This window comes from Streptomyces sp. JB150 (assembly GCF_011193355.1).
GTDB lineage: Bacteria > Actinomycetota > Actinomycetes > Streptomycetales > Streptomycetaceae > Streptomyces.
Genome location: NZ_CP049780.1, coordinates 5,416,069 through 5,433,299 on the forward strand (window position 1 = coordinate 5,416,069; position 17,231 = coordinate 5,433,299).

Here is a 17,231-nt window from a genome sequence, read left to right on the forward strand (position 1 = left end):
CCGCCTGCCAGACTGAACCGGTAAGACACCCACGGACAAGGACCCGAGATGACCCGCGTGATCGCCGGCGCGGCCGGCGGACGCCGCCTGGCCGTCCCGCCAGGGACAGGAACCCGCCCCACCTCCGACCGCGCGCGCGAGGGCCTGTTCTCCACCTGGCAGTCCCTCCTCGGCGGCCCCCTGGACGGCGAACGGGTCCTCGACCTGTACGCCGGCTCCGGCGCCGTCGGCCTGGAGGCCCTGTCGCGCGGCGCGGGCCACACCCTGCTGGTCGAGGCCGACGCCCGGGCCGTCCGCGTCGTCCGGGAGAACGTCCGCAGCCTCGGCCTGCCCGGCGCCGAGGTCAGGGCGGGCAAAGCGGAACAGATCATCCGCGCCGCCCCGCCCGAGCAGCCGTACGACCTCGTCTTCCTCGACCCGCCGTACCGCGTCACAGATCACGATCTTCGCGAGATTCTGCTCACACTCCGCTCACAGGGGTGGCTCGCGCAGGACGCCCTCGTCACCGTGGAGCGCAGCACCAGAGGCGGTGAGTTCGTCTGGCCGGACGGCTTCGAGCCGCTGAGGGCCCGTCGCTACGGAGAGGGAACGTTTTGGTACGGTCGCGCCGCCTCTACGTGCGAAGACGCGCCATGACCGGACCGGAGAGCGAGGGATCTCAAGTGCGCCGCGCCGTCTGTCCCGGGTCGTTCGACCCGATCACCAACGGACACCTCGACATCATTGCCCGCGCCTCCCGCCTCTACGACGAGGTCTACGTCGCGGTGATGATCAACAAATCGAAGAAGGGCCTGTTCGAGATCGACGAGCGGATCGACCTGATCCGCCAGGTCACCGCCGAGTACGCCAACGTCCGCGTCGAGGCCTTCCACGGCCTCCTCGTCGACTTCTGCAAGCAGCGCGACATCCCCGCCATCGTGAAGGGGCTCCGCGCGGTCAGCGACTTCGACTACGAGCTGCAGATGGCCCAGATGAACAACGGCCTGACCGGCGTCGAGACCCTGTTCGTGCCCACCAACCCCACCTACAGCTTCCTGTCGTCCTCCCTGGTCAAGGAGGTCGCGGCCTGGGGCGGCGACGTCTCCCACCTGGTGCCGCCGGAGGTCCTGGACGCCCTCACCAGGCGGCTGCGGCGAAGCTGACGGGCTGACGGCCCGTCACCCGGTGTCCGCCGGCCGCCCCGTGGCCGTACAGTCGTCCCGTCCGTCTCCAACACAGCTGTAGAGAGTGGCGAGCACACGGTGGACGTGCAGAAGAAGCTCGACGAGATCGTCGCGGCGGTCTCCAGTGCCCGGTCGATGCCGATGTCGGCCTCGTGCGTGATCAACCGCGCCGAACTGCTGTCGATGCTGGAGGAACTGCGCGCGGCGCTGCCCGACTCGCTCGCCCGGGCCCAGGAGCTGATCGGCGACCGGGAGCAGATGGTCGAGCAGGCCCGCCAGGAGGCCGAGCGGATCATCGCGAACGCGCACGCCGAGCGCGGCTCGCTGATCTCCGACACCGAGGTCGCCCGCCGCTCCCAGGCGGAGGCCGACCGGATCCTCGCCGAGGCCCGCCAGGAGGCCGAGGAAATCCGCGCCGAGGCCGACGACTACGTCGACTCCAAGCTCGCCAACTTCGAGGTCGTCCTCACCAAGACCCTCGGCTCGGTCGGCCGCGGCCGCGAGAGGCTGCTCGGCACCGGCCCCGGCCTCGACGAGCAGGGCTACGAGGACGAGGACGCCCCCGAGCGCAGCCAGGACCCGGAGACCCTGCGCCGTACCGCCGACCAGTACGTGGACGCCAAGCTGGGCGCCTTCGAGGCGGTCCTGGCCAAGACCCTGGAGGCCGTCGGCCGCGGCCGGCAGAAGCTGCACGGCCGCATCGCCAGCGACGACCTCGGCGCCCTCGCCGACGACACCAGCACCGTCCAGCACTCCAGCGACGCCGACTACCTGGCCGACCTCGCCGCCCTGGCGGAACAGGACGCCCAGGCCGAACAGCGCCCCCAGCAGCAGCCGGAACCGGCGTACGGCTACTCGCAGCAGCCCGACCCGCAGCCCGACCCCTACGGCGGCTACCAGCAGGGGTACGCCCAGCAGGACCCGTACGGCTACCAGCAGGCCGACCCCTACGCCGCCTACCAGGGCTACGACCCCCAGCAGGCCGCCTACGCCCAGCAGGCCGCCCAGCCGGTCCCGCCCCAGCCCGCCCAGCCGCCCCAGCCCCCGCACGCCCCGCAGGGCTACGCCCTGGACGAGACCAGCCTCTTCGACACCAGCATGATCAGCGCGGAGCAGCTGCGGGCCTACGAGCAGGGCCGCGGCAACGGCTGACCCGCGGATTGGGCCGAGAGCGAAAGGTCAAGTATCCTGGCTCTTCGGTCGCGCGTACCCATGCGATCAGCGCTGCCCGGGAACACCGAAGGGCGGCGTCCCCCTAGCTCGGAAGATCGAAAGCAGGAATGGCACCTCACGCCCGCCTCGACCACCGCAACCCCCTCGTGTTCGACACGCACGAGCTGGGTCGGCGTCCTGGCGCGCTGCAGCGCCTGACCCGCACGATCGACGCTCCCCGGGACCTCGGTATCCAGGGAGTCATCGGAGTGCCGGAAGGCAACCCGGTCGAGCTGGAACTCCGACTCGAGTCGGTCATGGAAGGGGTGCTCGTCACAGGCACCGCCCGTGCAACGGCCGAGGGGGAGTGCGTAAGGTGTCTGGAGCCGCTCGAGCAGGAGCTCGAAGCGGACTTCCAGGAGATGTTCTCGTACCCTGACGCCGACGACCGGGGCCGTGTGAAAGCGGAACCGGCCGACGACGCCGAGGACGACGAGGACAGGCTCTTCCTCGAGGACGGACTCTTCGACCTCGAACCTGTGCTGCGCGATGCGGTGGTGCTCGCACTGCCGATGCAGCCGGTGTGCCAGGAAGACTGCCCGGGCCTGTGCTCCGAGTGCGGAGCGCGCCTTGCGGACGACCCGGACCACCACCATGACGCCGTCGACATCCGTTGGGCGGCATTGCAGGGAATCGCCGGTTCGCTCGAATCCGGCGATAAGGACGAGATGAGCGGCGCCGAAGCGGGCGTCGACGAGAAGCAGGAGAAGTAGCCGTGGCTGTTCCGAAGCGGAAGATGTCGCGCAGCAACACGCGCCACCGCCGGTCGCAGTGGAAGGCTGCGGTCCCCACCCTGGTTGCGTGCGAGCGCTGCCACGAGCCCAAGCAGCAGCACATCGCGTGCCCGTCGTGCGGCACCTACAACAAGCGCCAGGTCCTCGAGGTCTGAGCGGCTGGTGAGAGGCACTGTGTCCACGCCGAAGAAAAACTCTGCGGACAACCAGGCCTCGTCCCACACGCTTCTGGAAGGGCGGCTCGGCTACAAGGTCGAGTCCGCCCTTCTGGTGCGAGCGCTGACCCACCGTTCCTACGCGTACGAGAACGGCGGTCTGCCGACGAACGAGCGGCTGGAGTTCCTGGGGGACTCCGTGCTCGGCCTCGTCGTCACGGACACGCTGTACCGCACCCACCCCGACCTGCCCGAAGGCCAGCTGGCCAAGCTGCGGGCCGCGGTGGTCAACTCGCGCGCGCTGGCGGAGGTGGGGCGGACGCTGGACCTCGGCTCCTTCATCCGGCTCGGCCGGGGTGAAGAGGGCACGGGCGGCCGGGACAAGGCGTCCATCCTCGCCGACACCCTCGAAGCGGTGATCGGCGCGGTCTACCTCGACCAGGGCCTGGACTCGGCGGCGGAGCTGGTGCACCGTCTGTTCGACCCGCTGATCGAGAAGTCCTCCAACCTGGGCGCCGGCCTGGACTGGAAGACATCCCTCCAGGAGCTGACCGCGACCGAAGGCCTCGGCGTCCCCGAGTACCTGGTCACGGAGACCGGCCCCGACCACGAGAAGACCTTCACTGCTGCCGCCCGCGTCGGAGGCGTCTCGTACGGCACCGGCACCGGCCGCAGCAAGAAGGAGGCCGAGCAGCAGGCCGCGGAATCCGCCTGGCGCGCCATCCGCGCCGCGGCGGACGAGCGCGCCAAGGCGGCGACAGCCGCGGCGGCGGCCGCCGTCGACGCCGCTCCGGCCGAGGAGGGCAGCGCCGACACCTCGTCGGCGACCGCCTGACCGCACGCGATCGAGCGCCTGCCCCGGTGGCCCCGGGGCGGGCGCTTCGCTCATCCACCGGCTTTTTCCACGGAGTCCCGATGCCCGAGTTGCCCGAGGTCGAGGTCGTCCGGCGTGGGCTGGAGCGGTGGGTCGCCCACCGGACCGTCGCCGACGCCGAAGTGCTGCACCCGCGTGCCGTACGCCGGCACGGGGCGGGCGGGGAGGACTTCGCGCAGCGGCTGAAGGGGCACCGGATCGGCACGCCCAGCCGCCGCGGCAAGTATCTGTGGCTGCCGCTGGAAGACACCGAGCAGGCGATCCTCGCCCACCTCGGAATGAGCGGCCAGCTGCTGGTCCAGCCGCACGAGGCGCCGGACGAGAAGCACCTGCGCATCCGGGTCCGCTTCGCCGACGACCTCGGCACCGAGCTGCGCTTCGTCGACCAGCGCACCTTCGGCGGGCTCTCGCTGCACGACACCACCCCGGACGGCCTGCCCGACGTCATCGCGCACATCGCCCGCGACCCCCTGGACCCGCTCTTCGACGACGAGGCCTTCCACCGGGCGCTGCGCCGCAAGCGGACCACCATCAAGCGGGCCCTGCTCGACCAGTCGCTGATCAGCGGCGTCGGCAACATCTACGCGGACGAGGCGCTGTGGCGCTCCCGTCTGCACTACGACCGCCCGACCTCCACCTTCACCCGCTCGCGCACCGGCGAGCTGCTGGGCCATGTGCGGGACGTGATGAACGCGGCCCTGGCGGTCGGCGGCACCAGCTTCGACAGCCTCTACGTCAACGTCAACGGCGAGTCCGGTTACTTCGACCGCTCGCTGGACGCGTACGGCCGTGAGGGGCTGCCGTGCAAGCGGTGCGGTACGCCGATGCGCCGCCGCCCGTGGATGAACCGCTCCAGCTACTACTGCCCGCGCTGCCAGCGCCCGCCGCGCATCTCGGCGTAGCGGCGGCGGGCGTCAGCCGGGGGGCTCAGCGCGGCGCGCGGGCCGCGTCGTAGCGCTCCCGGGCGGCGAGGACGTCGTCCATGCGGCCCTCCACGAAGTGGATGAGGCCCATCAGGCGCTCGGCGACGCCGCGGCCGAGGGGGGTCAGTTCGTAGTCCACCCGCGGCGGGTTGGTGGGCTGGGCCTCGCGGTGCACCAGTCCGTCGCGCTCCAGCGCGTGCAGCGTCTGGGACAGCATCTTCTCGCTGACGCCGTCGACCCGGCGGCGCAGCTCGTTGAAGCGGAACGACCCCTCGTACAGGGCCCCGAGGGTGAGCGCGCCCCAGCGGCCGGTGACGTGCTCCAGCGTGCCGCGCGAGGGGCAGGCCCTGGAGAACACGTTGTACGGGAGGTCCTGCTCCGGCACGCGCTCCTGGGTGGTCGTCATGCCTCAAGCTTAGGCGACCGCAGCGCCAACCGAGAGGTTGCGCTGTGGGAGAGTCAGTGCCGGAGCCGCAGGACCATGGAGCTGCGGAGCCGCCGGGGGTGTCAGTAGCCGAAGTCCTGGGTCCACCACGGCCCGCCCGGGCCGAAGTGGACGCCGACGCCCAGGGTCGTGAACTCGCAGTTCAGTATGTTGGCGCGGTGACCGGGGCTGTTCATCCAGGCCTCCATGACGGCGGCGGCGTCGGCCTGGCCGCGCGCTATGTTCTCGCCGCCCAGGTCGGTGATGCCGGCCTTCTCCGCCCGGTCCCAGGGCGTCGCCCCGCTGGGGTCGGTGTGGTCGAAGAAGTCCCGCGCGGCCATGTCCGCGCTGAAGTCCCGGGCGAGCTTCGCCAGCGCGCTGTTCGCGGCGACCGGACTGCACCCCGCCTTCGCCCGCTCCTCGTTGACCAGCTTCAGCACCTGCGCCTCGGCGGCGGCCTCCGCGGAGACCGTGACCGGGGCGGTCGTCTTCGGCGGGGTCCTGGTCGGCGTACGCGAGGGCGTCGGGGTGGGCTTCGGCTTCTGCGAGGGGGTGGCCGAGGGCTTCTCGGAGGCCTTCTCGGAGGCCTTCTCGGACGGCTTCCCGGTGGTCGGCGACGCCGACGGACGGGGGGAGGACGCCGAGGGGGAGGCGGAGCGCCCGGTGCCGGGGCTCGTCGCGGCGCCGTCGCCGGTGGGGCTCTCGGCCCTGCCGGAGGTGCCGCCCAGCGGGCCCTCGGTGTTCGCGGCGCCGCCGTCGGAGGCCTGCACCCGGTCGTCACTGCCGCCGCCCAGCCGGTAGGTGTCGGTGCCGGGCAGCACGCCGGTGGCGACCGCGACCGCGCCGAGGGCCACCGCGGCGGAGACGCCGAGCAGACCGGTGCGGACCGGGGTGGCGGCCTTCTTGCGGCGGCGGTGCGAGCGTCCGCGCCCGGTGCCGTCACCCGAGGCGGACGCCCCGGTTCCGGCGGCCGTCGTCCCCGCTCCGCCGGGGGTCTCGACCGTGGGGAGGACCGCGGTCCCGGCCGCGGCGTCCCGCTCCTCCTCGGTGCCGAAGAGGTACGCGTCGCTGCGGGCCTGCACATGGGCGTAGGCCTCGGGGTTCAGATAGGGCGCGATGCCCGGCTCGGGCGGCCGCTCCGGCTCAGTGTGCCGCGGATCCCGGCCCGCCGCGCCGGAGCCCTGTGCCGGCGTGTCCTGTGGCGGCGTGACCCCCGTGGCGCGGCCCGTGGCGGCGCGGCCGGCGTCGGAGCGTCGGTGGCGTCCCATGTCCTGGCCTTCCTCGTCCCTGGTGCTCGTCCTGGTGGTCGACTCGTCCCGGCGGTCAACCAAATGTCACCCGATCAGGTGACTTTCCTATGAGATGTGTTTGGGGCTGGACGGTACCGCATGGCACCAGGGGGAGAAGTGTCCCGAGTGACATTGCCCGGTTAGGTTGCACTCATGAGCGAGGATGTACGACTGGTCGCCTGGGTCCGGGGACATGTGCAGGGAGTGGGTTTCCGCTGGTTCACGCGGGCCAAGGCGCTGGAGATCGGCGGCCTGAGTGGTTTTGCTCTCAATTTGGCCGACGGCCGCGTCCAAGTGGTCGCGGAGGGGCCGCGCGAGGGCTGCGAGGGCCTCCTCGACTGGCTCCAGGGTGACGACACGCCCGGGCGTGTGGACGGCGTCACCGAGATCTGGGACACACCTCGCGGCGGCTACGACGGCTTCGCGATCCGCTGACCCCGCACGTTCCGGCGGCCCGCGCCGCGCGGCGGTATGTGCCGCCGGCAGTTGCCCGAAAGGAAAAGGCGCTGGTGATTGCGGAGAAGGGCTTGCGATGGCACGCTCCGCACGCAAGGATGATCGCCACGCCCTGAGCCCCGCTGGAATCGCGGCGCCGCCGTTTCACGGCCGCGCGCACCCGGGTAGCACGTCAATACGGGGCGTGATCGTGTTGACCGTCAAACTTTTTGGTGAGACGCTGAAAGCACCCCGCGCACCTAGCTGTTTGGCATGGATGAACGGCAGCAAGAACTCCACAGTGCCAAACACCGCGGGTGCGAATCCCTCACGACCCACACCGCATCGGTCGGTCACTCATTGTGGAGGACCATCCATCATGGCAAAGGCGCTTCTCGGTTACGTCGGCGGCTCCGACCCTCGACTCCTCGCCGAGATGCGACGGCTCCAGCAGCGCGTCCAGGACCTGGAATCGGAGCTCGTGCGGATCCAGGCGGAGAACGAGGCGCTGACGGCTGCCGCTTCTCACGACGACAGGATCATGGAGCGCGTCGACGCACACCAGGCGGAGCCTGCGCTCACCTGATCACTGCATCGCACAACGACACGCAGTGGTTGGGCTGCCCGTATCAACCGCACAGTGTCAGAAGTTGCAAGGGACGCTTCGGCGTCCCTTCTTTCTTGCCCCCGTGCACCCTTTCAGTGTCTTCAACGTTTGGTCTGCCCTGCGCGTTCACGGGCGAAACCGCGCGTTCATGCAGTGAGACAAACGGCGCCCGGTAAAGTCCACCGGCGTGCACCTCAAGGCCCTGACCCTCCGCGGCTTCAAGTCGTTCGCCTCGGCCACCACGCTCCGGTTCGAGCCGGGCATCACCTGCGTGGTCGGCCCGAACGGCTCGGGCAAGTCGAACGTCGTGGACGCGCTCAGCTGGGTCATGGGCGAGCAGGGCGCCAAGTCGCTGCGCGGCGGCAAGATGGAGGACGTCATCTTCGCCGGCACCACCGGCCGCCCGCCGCTGGGCCGCGCCGAGGTGTCCCTGACCATCGACAACTCCGACGGGGCCCTGCCCATCGAGTACGCCGAGGTCACCATCACGCGGATCATGTTCCGCAACGGCGGCAGCGAGTACCAGATCAACGGCGACACCTGCCGCCTGCTCGACATCCAGGAACTCCTCTCCGACTCCGGCATCGGCCGGGAGATGCACGTCATCGTGGGCCAGGGCCAGCTCGACTCCGTCCTGCACGCCGACCCGATGGGCCGCCGGGCCTTCATCGAGGAGGCGGCCGGCGTCCTCAAGCACCGCAAGCGCAAGGAGAAGGCGCTGCGCAAGCTGGACGCGATGCAGGCCAACCTCAGGCGCGTGCAGGACCTCACCGACGAGCTGCGCCGCCAGCTCAAGCCCCTCGGCCGCCAGGCGGCGGTGGCGCGCAGGGCCGCCGTCATCCAGGCCGACCTGCGCGACGCCCGCCTGCGTCTGCTCGCCGACGACCTCGTACGGCTCCGCGAAGCCCTCCGGGCCGAGATCGCCGACGAGGCCGCGCTGAAGGAGCGCAAGGAGGCCGCCGAGGAGGAGCTGCGCAAGGCCCTCGGGCAGGAGGCGCTGCTGGAGGACGAGGTCCGCCGGCTCACCCCGCGCCTCCAGCGCGCCCAGCAGACCTGGTACGAGCTGTCCCAGCTCGCCGAGCGGGTGCGCGGCACGCTCTCGCTGGCCGAGGCGCGGGTCAAGAGCGCCACCACCGCGCCGGTCGACGAGCGGCGCGGCCGCGACCCCGAGGACCTGGAGCGCGAGGCCGCCCGCGTCCGCGAGCAGGAGGCCGAGCTGGAGGCCGCCCTCGAAGCGGCCCGGCGGGCACTGGAGGACACCGTCGCGCACCGCGCCGAACTGGAGCGCGAGCTGGCGGCCGAGGAACGCCGTCTGAGGGACGCCGCCCGCGCCATCGCCGACCGCCGCGAAGGGCTGGCCCGCCTGAGCGGCCAGGTCGGCGCGGCCCGCTCGCGCGCGGCCGCCGCCCAGGCCGAGATCGACCGGCTGGCCGCCGCCCGCGACGAGGCCCAGGAGCGGGCCGTCGCCGCGCAGGAGGAGTACGAGGCGCTGAAGGCCGAGGTCGACGGCCTCGACGCGGGCGACGCCGAGCTGGCGGACCGGCACGAGGCGGCCAAGCGCGCGCTGGCCGAGGCGGAGGCGGCCCTCACCGCCGCCCGCGAGGCGGTCACCGCCGCGGAACGCGAACGCGCCGCCACCCGGGCCCGCCACGACGCCCTGGCCCTGGGCCTGCGGCGCAAGGACGGCACCGGAGCACTGCTGGCCGCCCGGGACAGGCTCACCGGAGTCCTCGGCCCGGCGGCTGAGCTGCTGACGGTGACGGCCGGCTACGAGACCGCCCTCGCCGCGGCCTTCGGCACGGCAGCCGACGCCATCGCCGTCACCACCCCGTCCGCGGCCGCCGAAGCCCTCCGCCTCCTCCACAAACAGGACGCCGGCCGAGCCACCCTCCTCCTCACCGAAGCCCCGGAGGACGCCCCGGCCAGGGGCGCGGGGACCTGCGCGACCAACGACAACGATCCCGCACGCGACCACGCCGCCCCAGCCACGGACAGGGGCGCGGGGAACTGCGCGAGCAGCCACACCCCACCCGCACCCGCCCGGCAGCCCACCACCCCCCACACCCCACCGCGCACCCCCCTCCCCGCGGAGCACTACGTCCGCGGCCCCGCCGACCTGATGCCCGCCGTCCGCCGGCTCCTGCGGGACATCGTCGTCGTCGCGACACTTAAGGAAGCCGAGGAGCTCGTCTACGCCCACCCCCACCTGACCGCCGTCACCACCGACGGTGACCTGCTGGGCTCCCACTTCGCGCACGGCGGCTCCGCCGGCGCGCCCAGCCTGCTGGAGGTACAGGCCTCCGTCGACGAGGCCGCGACCGAGCTGAGGGAGCTGGAGACCCGCTGCGAGGAACTGACCCGGGCGCAGGGAGAAGCGACCCGGCGCCGCGCCGACGCCGCCGCCCTCGTGGAGGAACTCGGGGAGCGCCGCCGCGCCGCCGACCGGGAGAAGTCGGCGGTGGCGCAGCAGCTGGGCCGGCTCGCCGGCCAGGCCCGGGGAGCCGCGGGCGAGGCGGAGCGCAGCGCGGCCGCCGCCGCGCGGGCGCAGGAAGCCCTGGACAAGGCGCTCCAGGAGGCCGAGGAGCTGGCCGAACGCCTCGCCGTGGCCGAGGAGATGCCGATCGAGGAGGAGCCGGACACCTCCGTCCGCGACCGCCTCGCCGCCGACGGCGCCAACGCGCGCCAGACGGAGATGGAGGCCCGCCTCCAGGTCCGTACGCACGAGGAGCGGGTGAAGGGCCTGGCCGGCCGGGCCGACGCGCTGGACCGGGCGGCCCGCACCGAGCGCGAGGCCCGCGCGCGGGCCGAGCAGCGCCGCGCCCGGCTGCGCCACGAGGCGGCCGTCGCCGAGGCCGTCGCCTCGGGCGCCCGCCAGCTCCTGGCGCACATCGAGGTCTCCCTGGCCCGCGCGGAGCGGGAACGTTCCGCCGCGGAGGCGGCGAAGGCGCGCCGCGAGCAGGAGCTGGCCGCCGCCCGCACCCGGGGCCGTGACCTCAAGGCGGAGCTGGACAAGCTCACCGACTCGGTGCACCGAGGCGAGGTGCTGGGCGCCGAGAAGCGGCTGCGCATCGAGCAGCTGGAGACGAGGGCGCTGGAGGAGCTGGGCGTGGAGCCGGCCGTACTCGTCGACGAGTACGGCCCTCATCAGCCCGTCCCGCCGTCGCCGCCCGCGGAGGGCGAGGAGCTGCCGGAGGACCCGGAGCATCCGCGCAACCAGCCGCGGCCGTTCGTCCGCGCGGAGCAGGAGAAGCGGCTGAAGGCGGCCGAGCGGGCGTACCAGCAGCTCGGGAAGGTGAATCCGCTCGCGCTGGAGGAGTTCGCCGCGCTGGAGGAGCGCCACCAGTTCCTCAGCGAACAGCTGGAGGACCTGAAGAAGACCCGCGCGGACCTGCTGCAGGTCGTGAAGGAGGTCGACGAGCGGGTCGAGCAGGTGTTCACGGAGGCGTTCCGGGACACCGCGCGCGAGTTCGAGGGCGTCTTCGGCCGGCTCTTCCCCGGCGGTGAGGGCCGGCTCGTGCTGACCGATCCCGGCAACATGCTCACCACGGGCGTGGACGTCGAGGCCCGGCCGCCGGGCAAGAAGGTCAAGCGGCTGTCGCTGCTGTCCGGTGGCGAGCGGTCGCTGACGGCCGTCGCCCTACTGGTGTCGATCTTCAAGGCCCGGCCCAGCCCGTTCTACGTCATGGACGAGGTCGAGGCCGCGCTCGACGACACCAACCTGCAGCGGCTCATCCGGATCATGCAGGAGCTCCAGGAGACCTCGCAGCTCATCGTGATCACGCACCAGAAGCGGACCATGGAGGTCGCCGACGCGCTGTACGGCGTCTCCATGCAGGGCGACGGTGTGTCGAAGGTCATCAGCCAGCGGCTGCGTTGATCGCTTGCGACGGGGCACCGGTCTACACCAGTAATGACCAGGTCATCCTCTAGATGATTTCAAGATCGCTTCAAGAAGTGAAGGCAAGGCTGAGAGTCCTGGCTGAAAAATCACAGGTCTTGGCCTATTGACTTCGAAACCTGAAGGAATAGTCTCTGCAACGTTGCTTTTACCTTCAGGTGTGAGCGGCGTGATACGCCGCCGTCCCTGGAAGGGCTCGCCCCCAGCCGGCAGCGTTGCCGGCGGCCCGAGGAGTTACCCAACGTGACCAGCACAGCGCAGGCACCGCAGTCCGGTGCCAGGACGGCGCACCCCGAACATCTCGGGCACGTCGTCTTCATCACTGCCGCCGCCGCCCTGGGCGGTTTCCTGTTCGGCTACGACAGCTCTGTCATCAACGGTGCGAACGGCGGCATCCAGGCTCGGTTCGACCTCAGCTCCGGTGCCACCGGAACCGTCGCCGCCTGCGCCCTGCTGGGCAGCGCCGTGGGCGCGGCCGTCGCCGGCCGGATCGCCGACCGCATCGGCCGGATCCGCGTCATGCAGATCGCGGCGGTGCTGTTCGCCGTGAGCGCGGTGGGCTCCGGTCTGCCGTTCGCCGCCTGGGACCTCGCCGCCTGGCGCGTCCTCGGCGGTATCGCCATCGGCATGGCCTCCGTGATCGGCCCGGCCTACATCGCCGAGGTCGCCCCGCCCGCCTACCGGGGCAGGCTCGCCTCGTTCCAGCAGGCCGCCATCGTCATCGGCATCGCCGTCTCCCAGCTCGTCAACTGGGCCATCCTCAACCTGGCCGACGGCGAGGAGCGCGGGAAGATAGCCGGCCTCGAGGCCTGGCAGTGGATGCTCGGCGTGATGCTGGTGCCGGCCGTGATCTACGGCCTGCTCTCCTTCGCCATCCCCGAGTCGCCGCGCTACCTGATCAGCGTGGGCCGCACCGACGACGCCAAGAAGGTGCTCGCCGACGTCGAGGGCGACATCGACCTCGACGCCCGCGTCGCCGAGATCGACCAGGCGATGCGCAGCGACCACAAGTCGACGTTCCGGGACCTGCTCGGCGGCCGCCTCGGCCTGCTGCCGATCGTCTGGATCGGCATCGGCCTGTCGGTCTTCCAGCAGCTGGTCGGCATCAACGTCATCTTCTACTACTCGAACCTGCTGTGGCAGTCCGTCGGCGTCGACCCGTCGAGCTCGTTCTTCTACTCGTTCGAGACCTCGATCATCAACATCGTCGGCACCGTGATCGCGATGATCTTCGTCGACCGCATCGGCCGCAAGCCGCTCGCGCTCATCGGCTCCGTCGGCATGGGCATCTCCCTGGCCGCCGCCGCCTGGGCCTTCTCCTTCCAGAACGGCAACGACCCGCTGCCCACCACACAGGGCTACGTCGCGCTGATCGCCGCCAACGCGTTCGTGCTCTTCTTCGCGATGTCCTGGGGTGTGGTCGTCTGGGTCATGCTCGGTGAGGTCTTCCCGAACAAGATCCGCGCCGCCGCGCTCGGCGTGGCCGCCTCGGCCCAGTGGATCGCCAACTGGGTGATCACCATCACCTTCCCGGACCTGTCGGAGTGGAACCTGTCGCTCACCTACGTCATGTACGCGGTGTTCGCCTTCCTCTCCATCCCCTTCATCCTCAAGTTCGTGCCCGAGACCAAGGGCAAGAGCCTGGAGGAGATGGGCTGAGCCTCCGGTTGAGGCCCCTCGACTCGAGGAGCCGGGCCAAGTCCCCGCTGCCCGCTCCTCGACACCCGTAGATGTACTGCCCCGGCTCGGTCACCGAGCCGGGGCAGTACGCTTTGCCGTCTTTTCGCGTCTTTCTTCAGGGGGCCGGGTCCCGTGGCCGTGCGGACTCAGACGGCCGCCGGCTCGGGCTCCCCGGCGGGAGCGGGCGCCGGTGCGGGCACCGCCGGCTTCGGCAGGGCCAGGTAGAGCAGGCCCGAGATCACGATCGTGGCGACCCAGCCGAGGCCGTACTCGCCGATGACGTTGTTCGCGGCGAGCGGGCCGGTGAACCAGTCCGACGTGGTGAACAGCAGGCCCGCGACCAGACCGGCCGCCCACGCGGTGACGGCGGCGGGGGAGAAGCCGCCCCGGTACCAGTAGGCGCTGGTGCGGGTCGTGTCCGCCATGGCCTCGCCGTCGTACGACGTGCGCCGCAGCATGTCCGCGCCGAACACGCCGACCCACGCGGAGAACGCCACCGCCAGCAGGGACAGGAAGGCGATGAAGGAGCCCATGAAGCTCGTCGCCACCAGCATCAGCACGCCGCCGAACACCAGCGAGATCAGCGCGTTGACGGACACCGCCCAGTGCCGGGGCACCGTGATGCCGAGGGTCTGCGCGGTGAAGCCCGCCGAGTACATCGACATCGCGTTGATCAGCAGCATGCCGATCAGCGCGATCAGCAGATACGGCACCGCGATCCACGTCGGCAGGATCTCGCCGAGGAAGGAGACCGGGTCGGAGGCCGAGGCCAGGTCCGGCGTGGACACCGCCATCACCGCGCCCATCAGCACCATCGGCAGCACCACGACCCCGGCGCCGCCCACCGCCGTGCCCACGATCGCCTTCGAGGACGCCGTGCGCGGCAGATAGCGGGTGAAGTCCGGCGCGGACGGGATCCAGCTGACGCCGCCCGCCGCGATCATGCCGATCCCGGTGATCACCGCGGCCGTGGAACCGGCGGAGTGGCCGAGCACCCGCGACCAGTCCGTGTGCACCGCCAGATAGGCCAGGACCAGCACCGAGAACGCGCCGAAGAGATAGGTCGCGTACGTGTTGCACTTCTGCACGGCACCGATGCCCAGCCCGGAGATCGCGAACGTCGCCACCACGAACGCCAGCAGCGTCACCATGTCCAGCACGCCGTTCGCATCGATGCCGAAGACGATGTCCAGGATGGTGAGCATGGCGTACGCGCCGGTCACCGCGTTGATCGTCTCCCAGCCCCAGCGGGCCACCCAGATCAGCGAACCGGGCAGCAGATTGCCGCGCTGGCCGAAGACCGCGCGGGAGAGCGCCATGCCCGGCGCCCCGCCCCGCTTGCCCGCGATGCCGATCAGCCCCACCAGGCCGTACGACACGACGGGCGCGACAACGGCGACGACCAGCGCCTGCCAGATGTTCAGGCGGTACGCCACCACCAGGCTCGCGCCCATGGTCAGCAGCAGCACACTGATGTTGGCGCCGACCCAGGTGGGGAACAGTTCACGGGTTCTCGCCGTGCGCTCGCGGTCCGGTACCTGCTCGATGCCGCGGGTTTCGAGAGCGCCTTCGGTCTCGGCGGTCTTGCTCATGACGAACGTGCCTAGCGGTGGGGGACGGGGGACACCGGGACTCTACGCGCGTTGACGGAGTCGGTGCCACCGTACTTTGGCCCGACTCGCACCCGCCGGTGGCCTTTGTCTCTCGGAGGAAGCCACAAGAAGGGTCCGGCGGACCCCCATGGCTGATACTGGACGCGTTATGGACATCCTCATCCTTGCTGTAGTCATCGCCGTGGTCGTGCTCGGCGCGCTCGGCGGGCTCGTGGTCGGCAGCCGCCGCAAGAAGCAGCTGCCCCCGCCGCCCCCCACGACGCCCGACCTCACCGCCCCTCCGGCCGAGCCGCACGTCGGCGACGAGGCCGAGACGCCGAAGGAGGAACCGCGCCGCACGATCGAGGAGGTGGACCTCCCCGGCGGCTCGGCCCCGACCGCCGTCGAGGAGCCTCCCGTCGTCGAGGAGCCCGTCACCGAGGCTCCCCCGATCGAGATCCCGGAGCCCACCGCCGGACGCCTGGTGCGTCTGCGCGCCCGGCTCTCCCGCTCCCAGAACGCCCTCGGCAAGGGCCTGCTCTCGCTGCTCTCGCGCGAGCACCTGGACGAGGACACCTGGGAGGAGATCGAGGACACCCTGCTCACCGCCGACGTCGGCGTCCAGCCCACCCAGGAGCTGGTCGAACGGCTCCGGGAGCGCGTGAAGGTCCTCGGCACCCGCACCCCCGAGGAGCTGCGCGGACTGCTCCGCGAAGAGCTGCTGACGCTCCTCGGCACCGACTTCGACCGCACCGTGAAGACCGAGCCCGAGGGCCGCAAGCCCGGCATCGTGATGGTCGTCGGCGTCAACGGCACCGGCAAGACCACCACCACCGGCAAGCTCGCCCGCGTCCTGGTCGCCGACGGCAACAGCGTCGTCCTCGGTGCCGCCGACACCTTCCGCGCCGCCGCCGCCGACCAGCTCCAGACCTGGGGCGAGCGCGTCGGCGCCCACACCGTGCGCGGCCCCGAGGGCGGCGACCCGGCCTCCGTCGCGTTCGACGCGGTCAAGGAGGGCAAGGAGATCGGCGCGGACGTCGTCCTGATCGACACCGCCGGCCGCCTCCACACCAAGACCGGCCTCATGGACGAGCTGGGCAAGGTCAAGCGGGTCGTCGAGAAGCACGCCCCGCTGGACGAGGTGCTGCTCGTCCTCGACGCCACCACCGGTCAGAACGGCCTGGTCCAGGCCCGGGTGTTCGCCGAGGTCGTGGACATCACCGGCATCGTGCTCACCAAGCTCGACGGCACCGCCAAGGGCGGCATCGTCATCGCCGTCCAGCGCGAGCTGGGCGTCCCGGTCAAGCTGGTCGGGCTCGGCGAGGGCGCGGACGACCTCGCCCCGTTCGAGCCGGAGGCCTTCGTCGACGCGCTCATCGGGGAGTGACCGGTCACCTCCGACCACCCGTAGGCGAAGCGCCCGCCCCCGATCGAGAAAGGGGACGGGCGCTTCGTCGTACGGTGCGCGAGATGCCCTGACCGGCGGGTCCTGCGCGCTATACCCGTGCCCGGTGCGCCACGTACGCCAGCGTGCCCAGCAGCAGGCGGGCCTCCGGCGGGTGGCTCGCGGAGTCCAGGGCGGGGGAGCGCAGCCAGCGCACCGGACCCAGACCGCCCCGGTCGGACGGCGGTGCCGTCAGGTAGGCGCCCCGGCCGAGGCCGCGCAGGTCGAGCGACGGGTCGTCCCAGCCCATGCGGTACAGCAGCGCGGGCAGCTCGGCGGCGGCGCCGGGGGCGACGAAGAACTGGGCGCGGCCGTCCGGGGTGGCGGTCACCGGGCCGAGCGGGATGCCCATCCGCTCCAGCCGGACCAGGGCGTGCCGCCCGGCGGGCTCGGCCACCTCGAGCACATCGAACGTCCGCCCGACCGGCAGCATCACCGCCGCGCCCGGGAACTCCGCCCAGGCGTCGGTCACCTCGTCCAGGGTGGCCCCGGCGGGCACCTCGGGGGCGAAGTCCAGCGGATGCGCGCCCGGCGCCGGGCACGTCGCGCGGCCGCAGGAGCACAGACCGGCGGCGGCACGCGCGCCCGGGGCGACGGCCCACCCCCACAGCCCGGTGTACTCGGCTACGGCGGTGCACTCCGACGAGCGGCCGCGGCGGCGCGAGCCGGACCGGGTGTCGCGCATGCCCCGACTGCTGCCGATCGTGAAGCCCATGCCCCCTCCAACGGGTCCGGCGCACCGGTGGTTACGTGACGGGTCGAGGCGGATGCGGAACGTGACCTCGCCTACCCGGCTGCCCC

At 71.7% G+C, this 17,231-nt stretch carries 16 protein-coding genes; 12 read left to right on the forward strand and 4 right to left on the reverse strand.

The window, feature by feature from the left end; genetic code table 11:
- Window positions 1-48: 48 nt before the first annotated feature.
- The 7 genes from rsmD to mutM all read left to right on the forward strand — a co-directional run bounded on the left by rsmD (window position 49) and on the right by mutM (window position 5,040).
- Window positions 49-636 carry a 16S rRNA (guanine(966)-N(2))-methyltransferase RsmD gene (gene rsmD / locus G7Z13_RS25105; protein ID WP_166002489.1) on the forward strand — a complete coding sequence of 196 codons (588 nt, stop codon included), beginning with the start codon at window positions 49-51 and terminating at the stop codon, window positions 634-636.
- Between the two features lie 26 nt (window positions 637-662).
- A complete protein-coding gene (coaD, locus tag G7Z13_RS25110) occupies window positions 663-1,142 on the forward strand; it encodes a pantetheine-phosphate adenylyltransferase (protein WP_240926530.1) in 480 nt (159 codons plus the stop codon).
- 99 nt (window positions 1,143-1,241) lie between these two features.
- Window positions 1,242-2,315 (forward strand): cell division initiation protein, encoded by a 1,074-nt coding sequence (locus tag G7Z13_RS25115; RefSeq protein WP_166002491.1) that lies wholly within the window; start codon window positions 1,242-1,244, stop codon window positions 2,313-2,315.
- A 128-nt stretch (window positions 2,316-2,443) separates the two neighbouring features.
- Window positions 2,444-3,088, forward strand: a complete 645-nt coding sequence (locus G7Z13_RS25120) for a DUF177 domain-containing protein (protein ID WP_166002492.1) — start codon at window positions 2,444-2,446, stop codon at window positions 3,086-3,088.
- Between the two features lie 2 nt (window positions 3,089-3,090).
- Entirely contained in the window at window positions 3,091-3,264 is a 174-nt protein-coding gene (gene rpmF / locus G7Z13_RS25125) for a 50S ribosomal protein L32 (protein WP_003951102.1), read from the forward strand.
- 19 nt (window positions 3,265-3,283) lie between these two features.
- Entirely contained in the window at window positions 3,284-4,099 is an 816-nt protein-coding gene (gene rnc / locus G7Z13_RS25130) for a ribonuclease III (RefSeq protein WP_166002493.1), read from the forward strand.
- Between the two features lie 80 nt (window positions 4,100-4,179).
- Window positions 4,180-5,040, forward strand: a complete 861-nt coding sequence (mutM, locus tag G7Z13_RS25135) for a bifunctional DNA-formamidopyrimidine glycosylase/DNA-(apurinic or apyrimidinic site) lyase (RefSeq protein WP_166002494.1) — start codon at window positions 4,180-4,182, stop codon at window positions 5,038-5,040.
- A gap of 25 nt (window positions 5,041-5,065) precedes the next feature.
- Here mutM and G7Z13_RS25140 read toward each other — a convergent pair whose 3' ends face one another.
- Both G7Z13_RS25140 and G7Z13_RS25145 read right to left on the reverse strand, forming a co-directional pair.
- A complete protein-coding gene (locus tag G7Z13_RS25140; protein ID WP_166002495.1) occupies window positions 5,066-5,467 on the reverse strand; it encodes a helix-turn-helix domain-containing protein in 402 nt (133 codons plus the stop codon).
- Between the two features lie 101 nt (window positions 5,468-5,568).
- Window positions 5,569-6,753: a CAP domain-containing protein gene (locus tag G7Z13_RS25145; protein ID WP_166002496.1), complete on the reverse strand. Its 1,185-nt coding sequence runs from the start codon at window positions 6,751-6,753 to the stop codon at window positions 5,569-5,571.
- 174 nt (window positions 6,754-6,927) lie between these two features.
- Here G7Z13_RS25145 and G7Z13_RS25150 point away from each other — a divergent pair, with 174 nt between their 5' ends.
- The 4 genes from G7Z13_RS25150 (at window position 6,928) to G7Z13_RS25165 (ending at window position 13,373) form a co-directional block, all read left to right on the forward strand.
- Complete coding sequence (locus G7Z13_RS25150) at window positions 6,928-7,209, forward strand: acylphosphatase (protein WP_166002497.1); 282 nt, start codon at window positions 6,928-6,930, stop codon at window positions 7,207-7,209.
- Between the two features lie 379 nt (window positions 7,210-7,588).
- Window positions 7,589-7,795, forward strand: a complete 207-nt coding sequence (locus G7Z13_RS25155) for a hypothetical protein (protein ID WP_086739939.1) — start codon at window positions 7,589-7,591, stop codon at window positions 7,793-7,795.
- A 208-nt stretch (window positions 7,796-8,003) separates the two neighbouring features.
- Window positions 8,004-11,693 carry an AAA family ATPase gene (locus G7Z13_RS25160; protein ID WP_166002498.1) on the forward strand — a complete coding sequence of 1,230 codons (3,690 nt, stop codon included), beginning with the start codon at window positions 8,004-8,006 and terminating at the stop codon, window positions 11,691-11,693.
- 264 nt (window positions 11,694-11,957) lie between these two features.
- Window positions 11,958-13,373 carry a sugar porter family MFS transporter gene (locus G7Z13_RS25165; protein ID WP_166002499.1) on the forward strand — a complete coding sequence of 472 codons (1,416 nt, stop codon included), beginning with the start codon at window positions 11,958-11,960 and terminating at the stop codon, window positions 13,371-13,373.
- A gap of 167 nt (window positions 13,374-13,540) precedes the next feature.
- Here the strand turns inward: G7Z13_RS25165 and G7Z13_RS25170 are convergent, their stop codons facing one another.
- Window positions 13,541-14,986 carry a cytosine permease gene (locus G7Z13_RS25170; RefSeq protein ID WP_166002500.1) on the reverse strand — a complete coding sequence of 482 codons (1,446 nt, stop codon included), beginning with the start codon at window positions 14,984-14,986 and terminating at the stop codon, window positions 13,541-13,543.
- 169 nt (window positions 14,987-15,155) lie between these two features.
- Between G7Z13_RS25170 and ftsY the strand changes: the two genes are divergently transcribed.
- Window positions 15,156-16,373, forward strand: a complete 1,218-nt coding sequence (ftsY, locus tag G7Z13_RS25175) for a signal recognition particle-docking protein FtsY (protein ID WP_166002501.1) — start codon at window positions 15,156-15,158, stop codon at window positions 16,371-16,373.
- A 109-nt stretch (window positions 16,374-16,482) separates the two neighbouring features.
- Here ftsY and G7Z13_RS25180 read toward each other — a convergent pair whose 3' ends face one another.
- Window positions 16,483-17,145, reverse strand: coding sequence for a bifunctional DNA primase/polymerase (locus tag G7Z13_RS25180; protein WP_166002502.1), 663 nt, complete (start codon window positions 17,143-17,145; stop codon window positions 16,483-16,485).
- Window positions 17,146-17,231 lie beyond the last annotated feature (86 nt).

Bases quoted from the DNA above. Each gene is read 5' to 3' on its own strand.
- rsmD (WP_166002489.1), top strand. From the start codon at position 49: ATGACCCGCGTGATCGCCGGCGCGGCCGGCGGACGCCGCCTGGCCGTC.
- G7Z13_RS25120 (WP_166002492.1), top strand. From the start codon at position 2,444: ATGGCACCTCACGCCCGCCTCGACCACCGCAACCCCCTCGTGTTCGAC.
- mutM (WP_166002494.1), top strand. From the start codon at position 4,180: ATGCCCGAGTTGCCCGAGGTCGAGGTCGTCCGGCGTGGGCTGGAGCGG.
- G7Z13_RS25140 (WP_166002495.1), bottom strand. From the start codon at position 5,467: ATGACGACCACCCAGGAGCGCGTGCCGGAGCAGGACCTCCCGTACAAC.
- G7Z13_RS25145 (WP_166002496.1), bottom strand. From the start codon at position 6,753: ATGGGACGCCACCGACGCTCCGACGCCGGCCGCGCCGCCACGGGCCGC.
- G7Z13_RS25150 (WP_166002497.1), top strand. From the start codon at position 6,928: ATGAGCGAGGATGTACGACTGGTCGCCTGGGTCCGGGGACATGTGCAG.
- G7Z13_RS25155 (WP_086739939.1), top strand. From the start codon at position 7,589: ATGGCAAAGGCGCTTCTCGGTTACGTCGGCGGCTCCGACCCTCGACTC.
- G7Z13_RS25170 (WP_166002500.1), bottom strand. From the start codon at position 14,986: ATGAGCAAGACCGCCGAGACCGAAGGCGCTCTCGAAACCCGCGGCATC.
- ftsY (WP_166002501.1), top strand. From the start codon at position 15,156: ATGGACATCCTCATCCTTGCTGTAGTCATCGCCGTGGTCGTGCTCGGC.
- G7Z13_RS25180 (WP_166002502.1), bottom strand. From the start codon at position 17,145: ATGGGCTTCACGATCGGCAGCAGTCGGGGCATGCGCGACACCCGGTCC.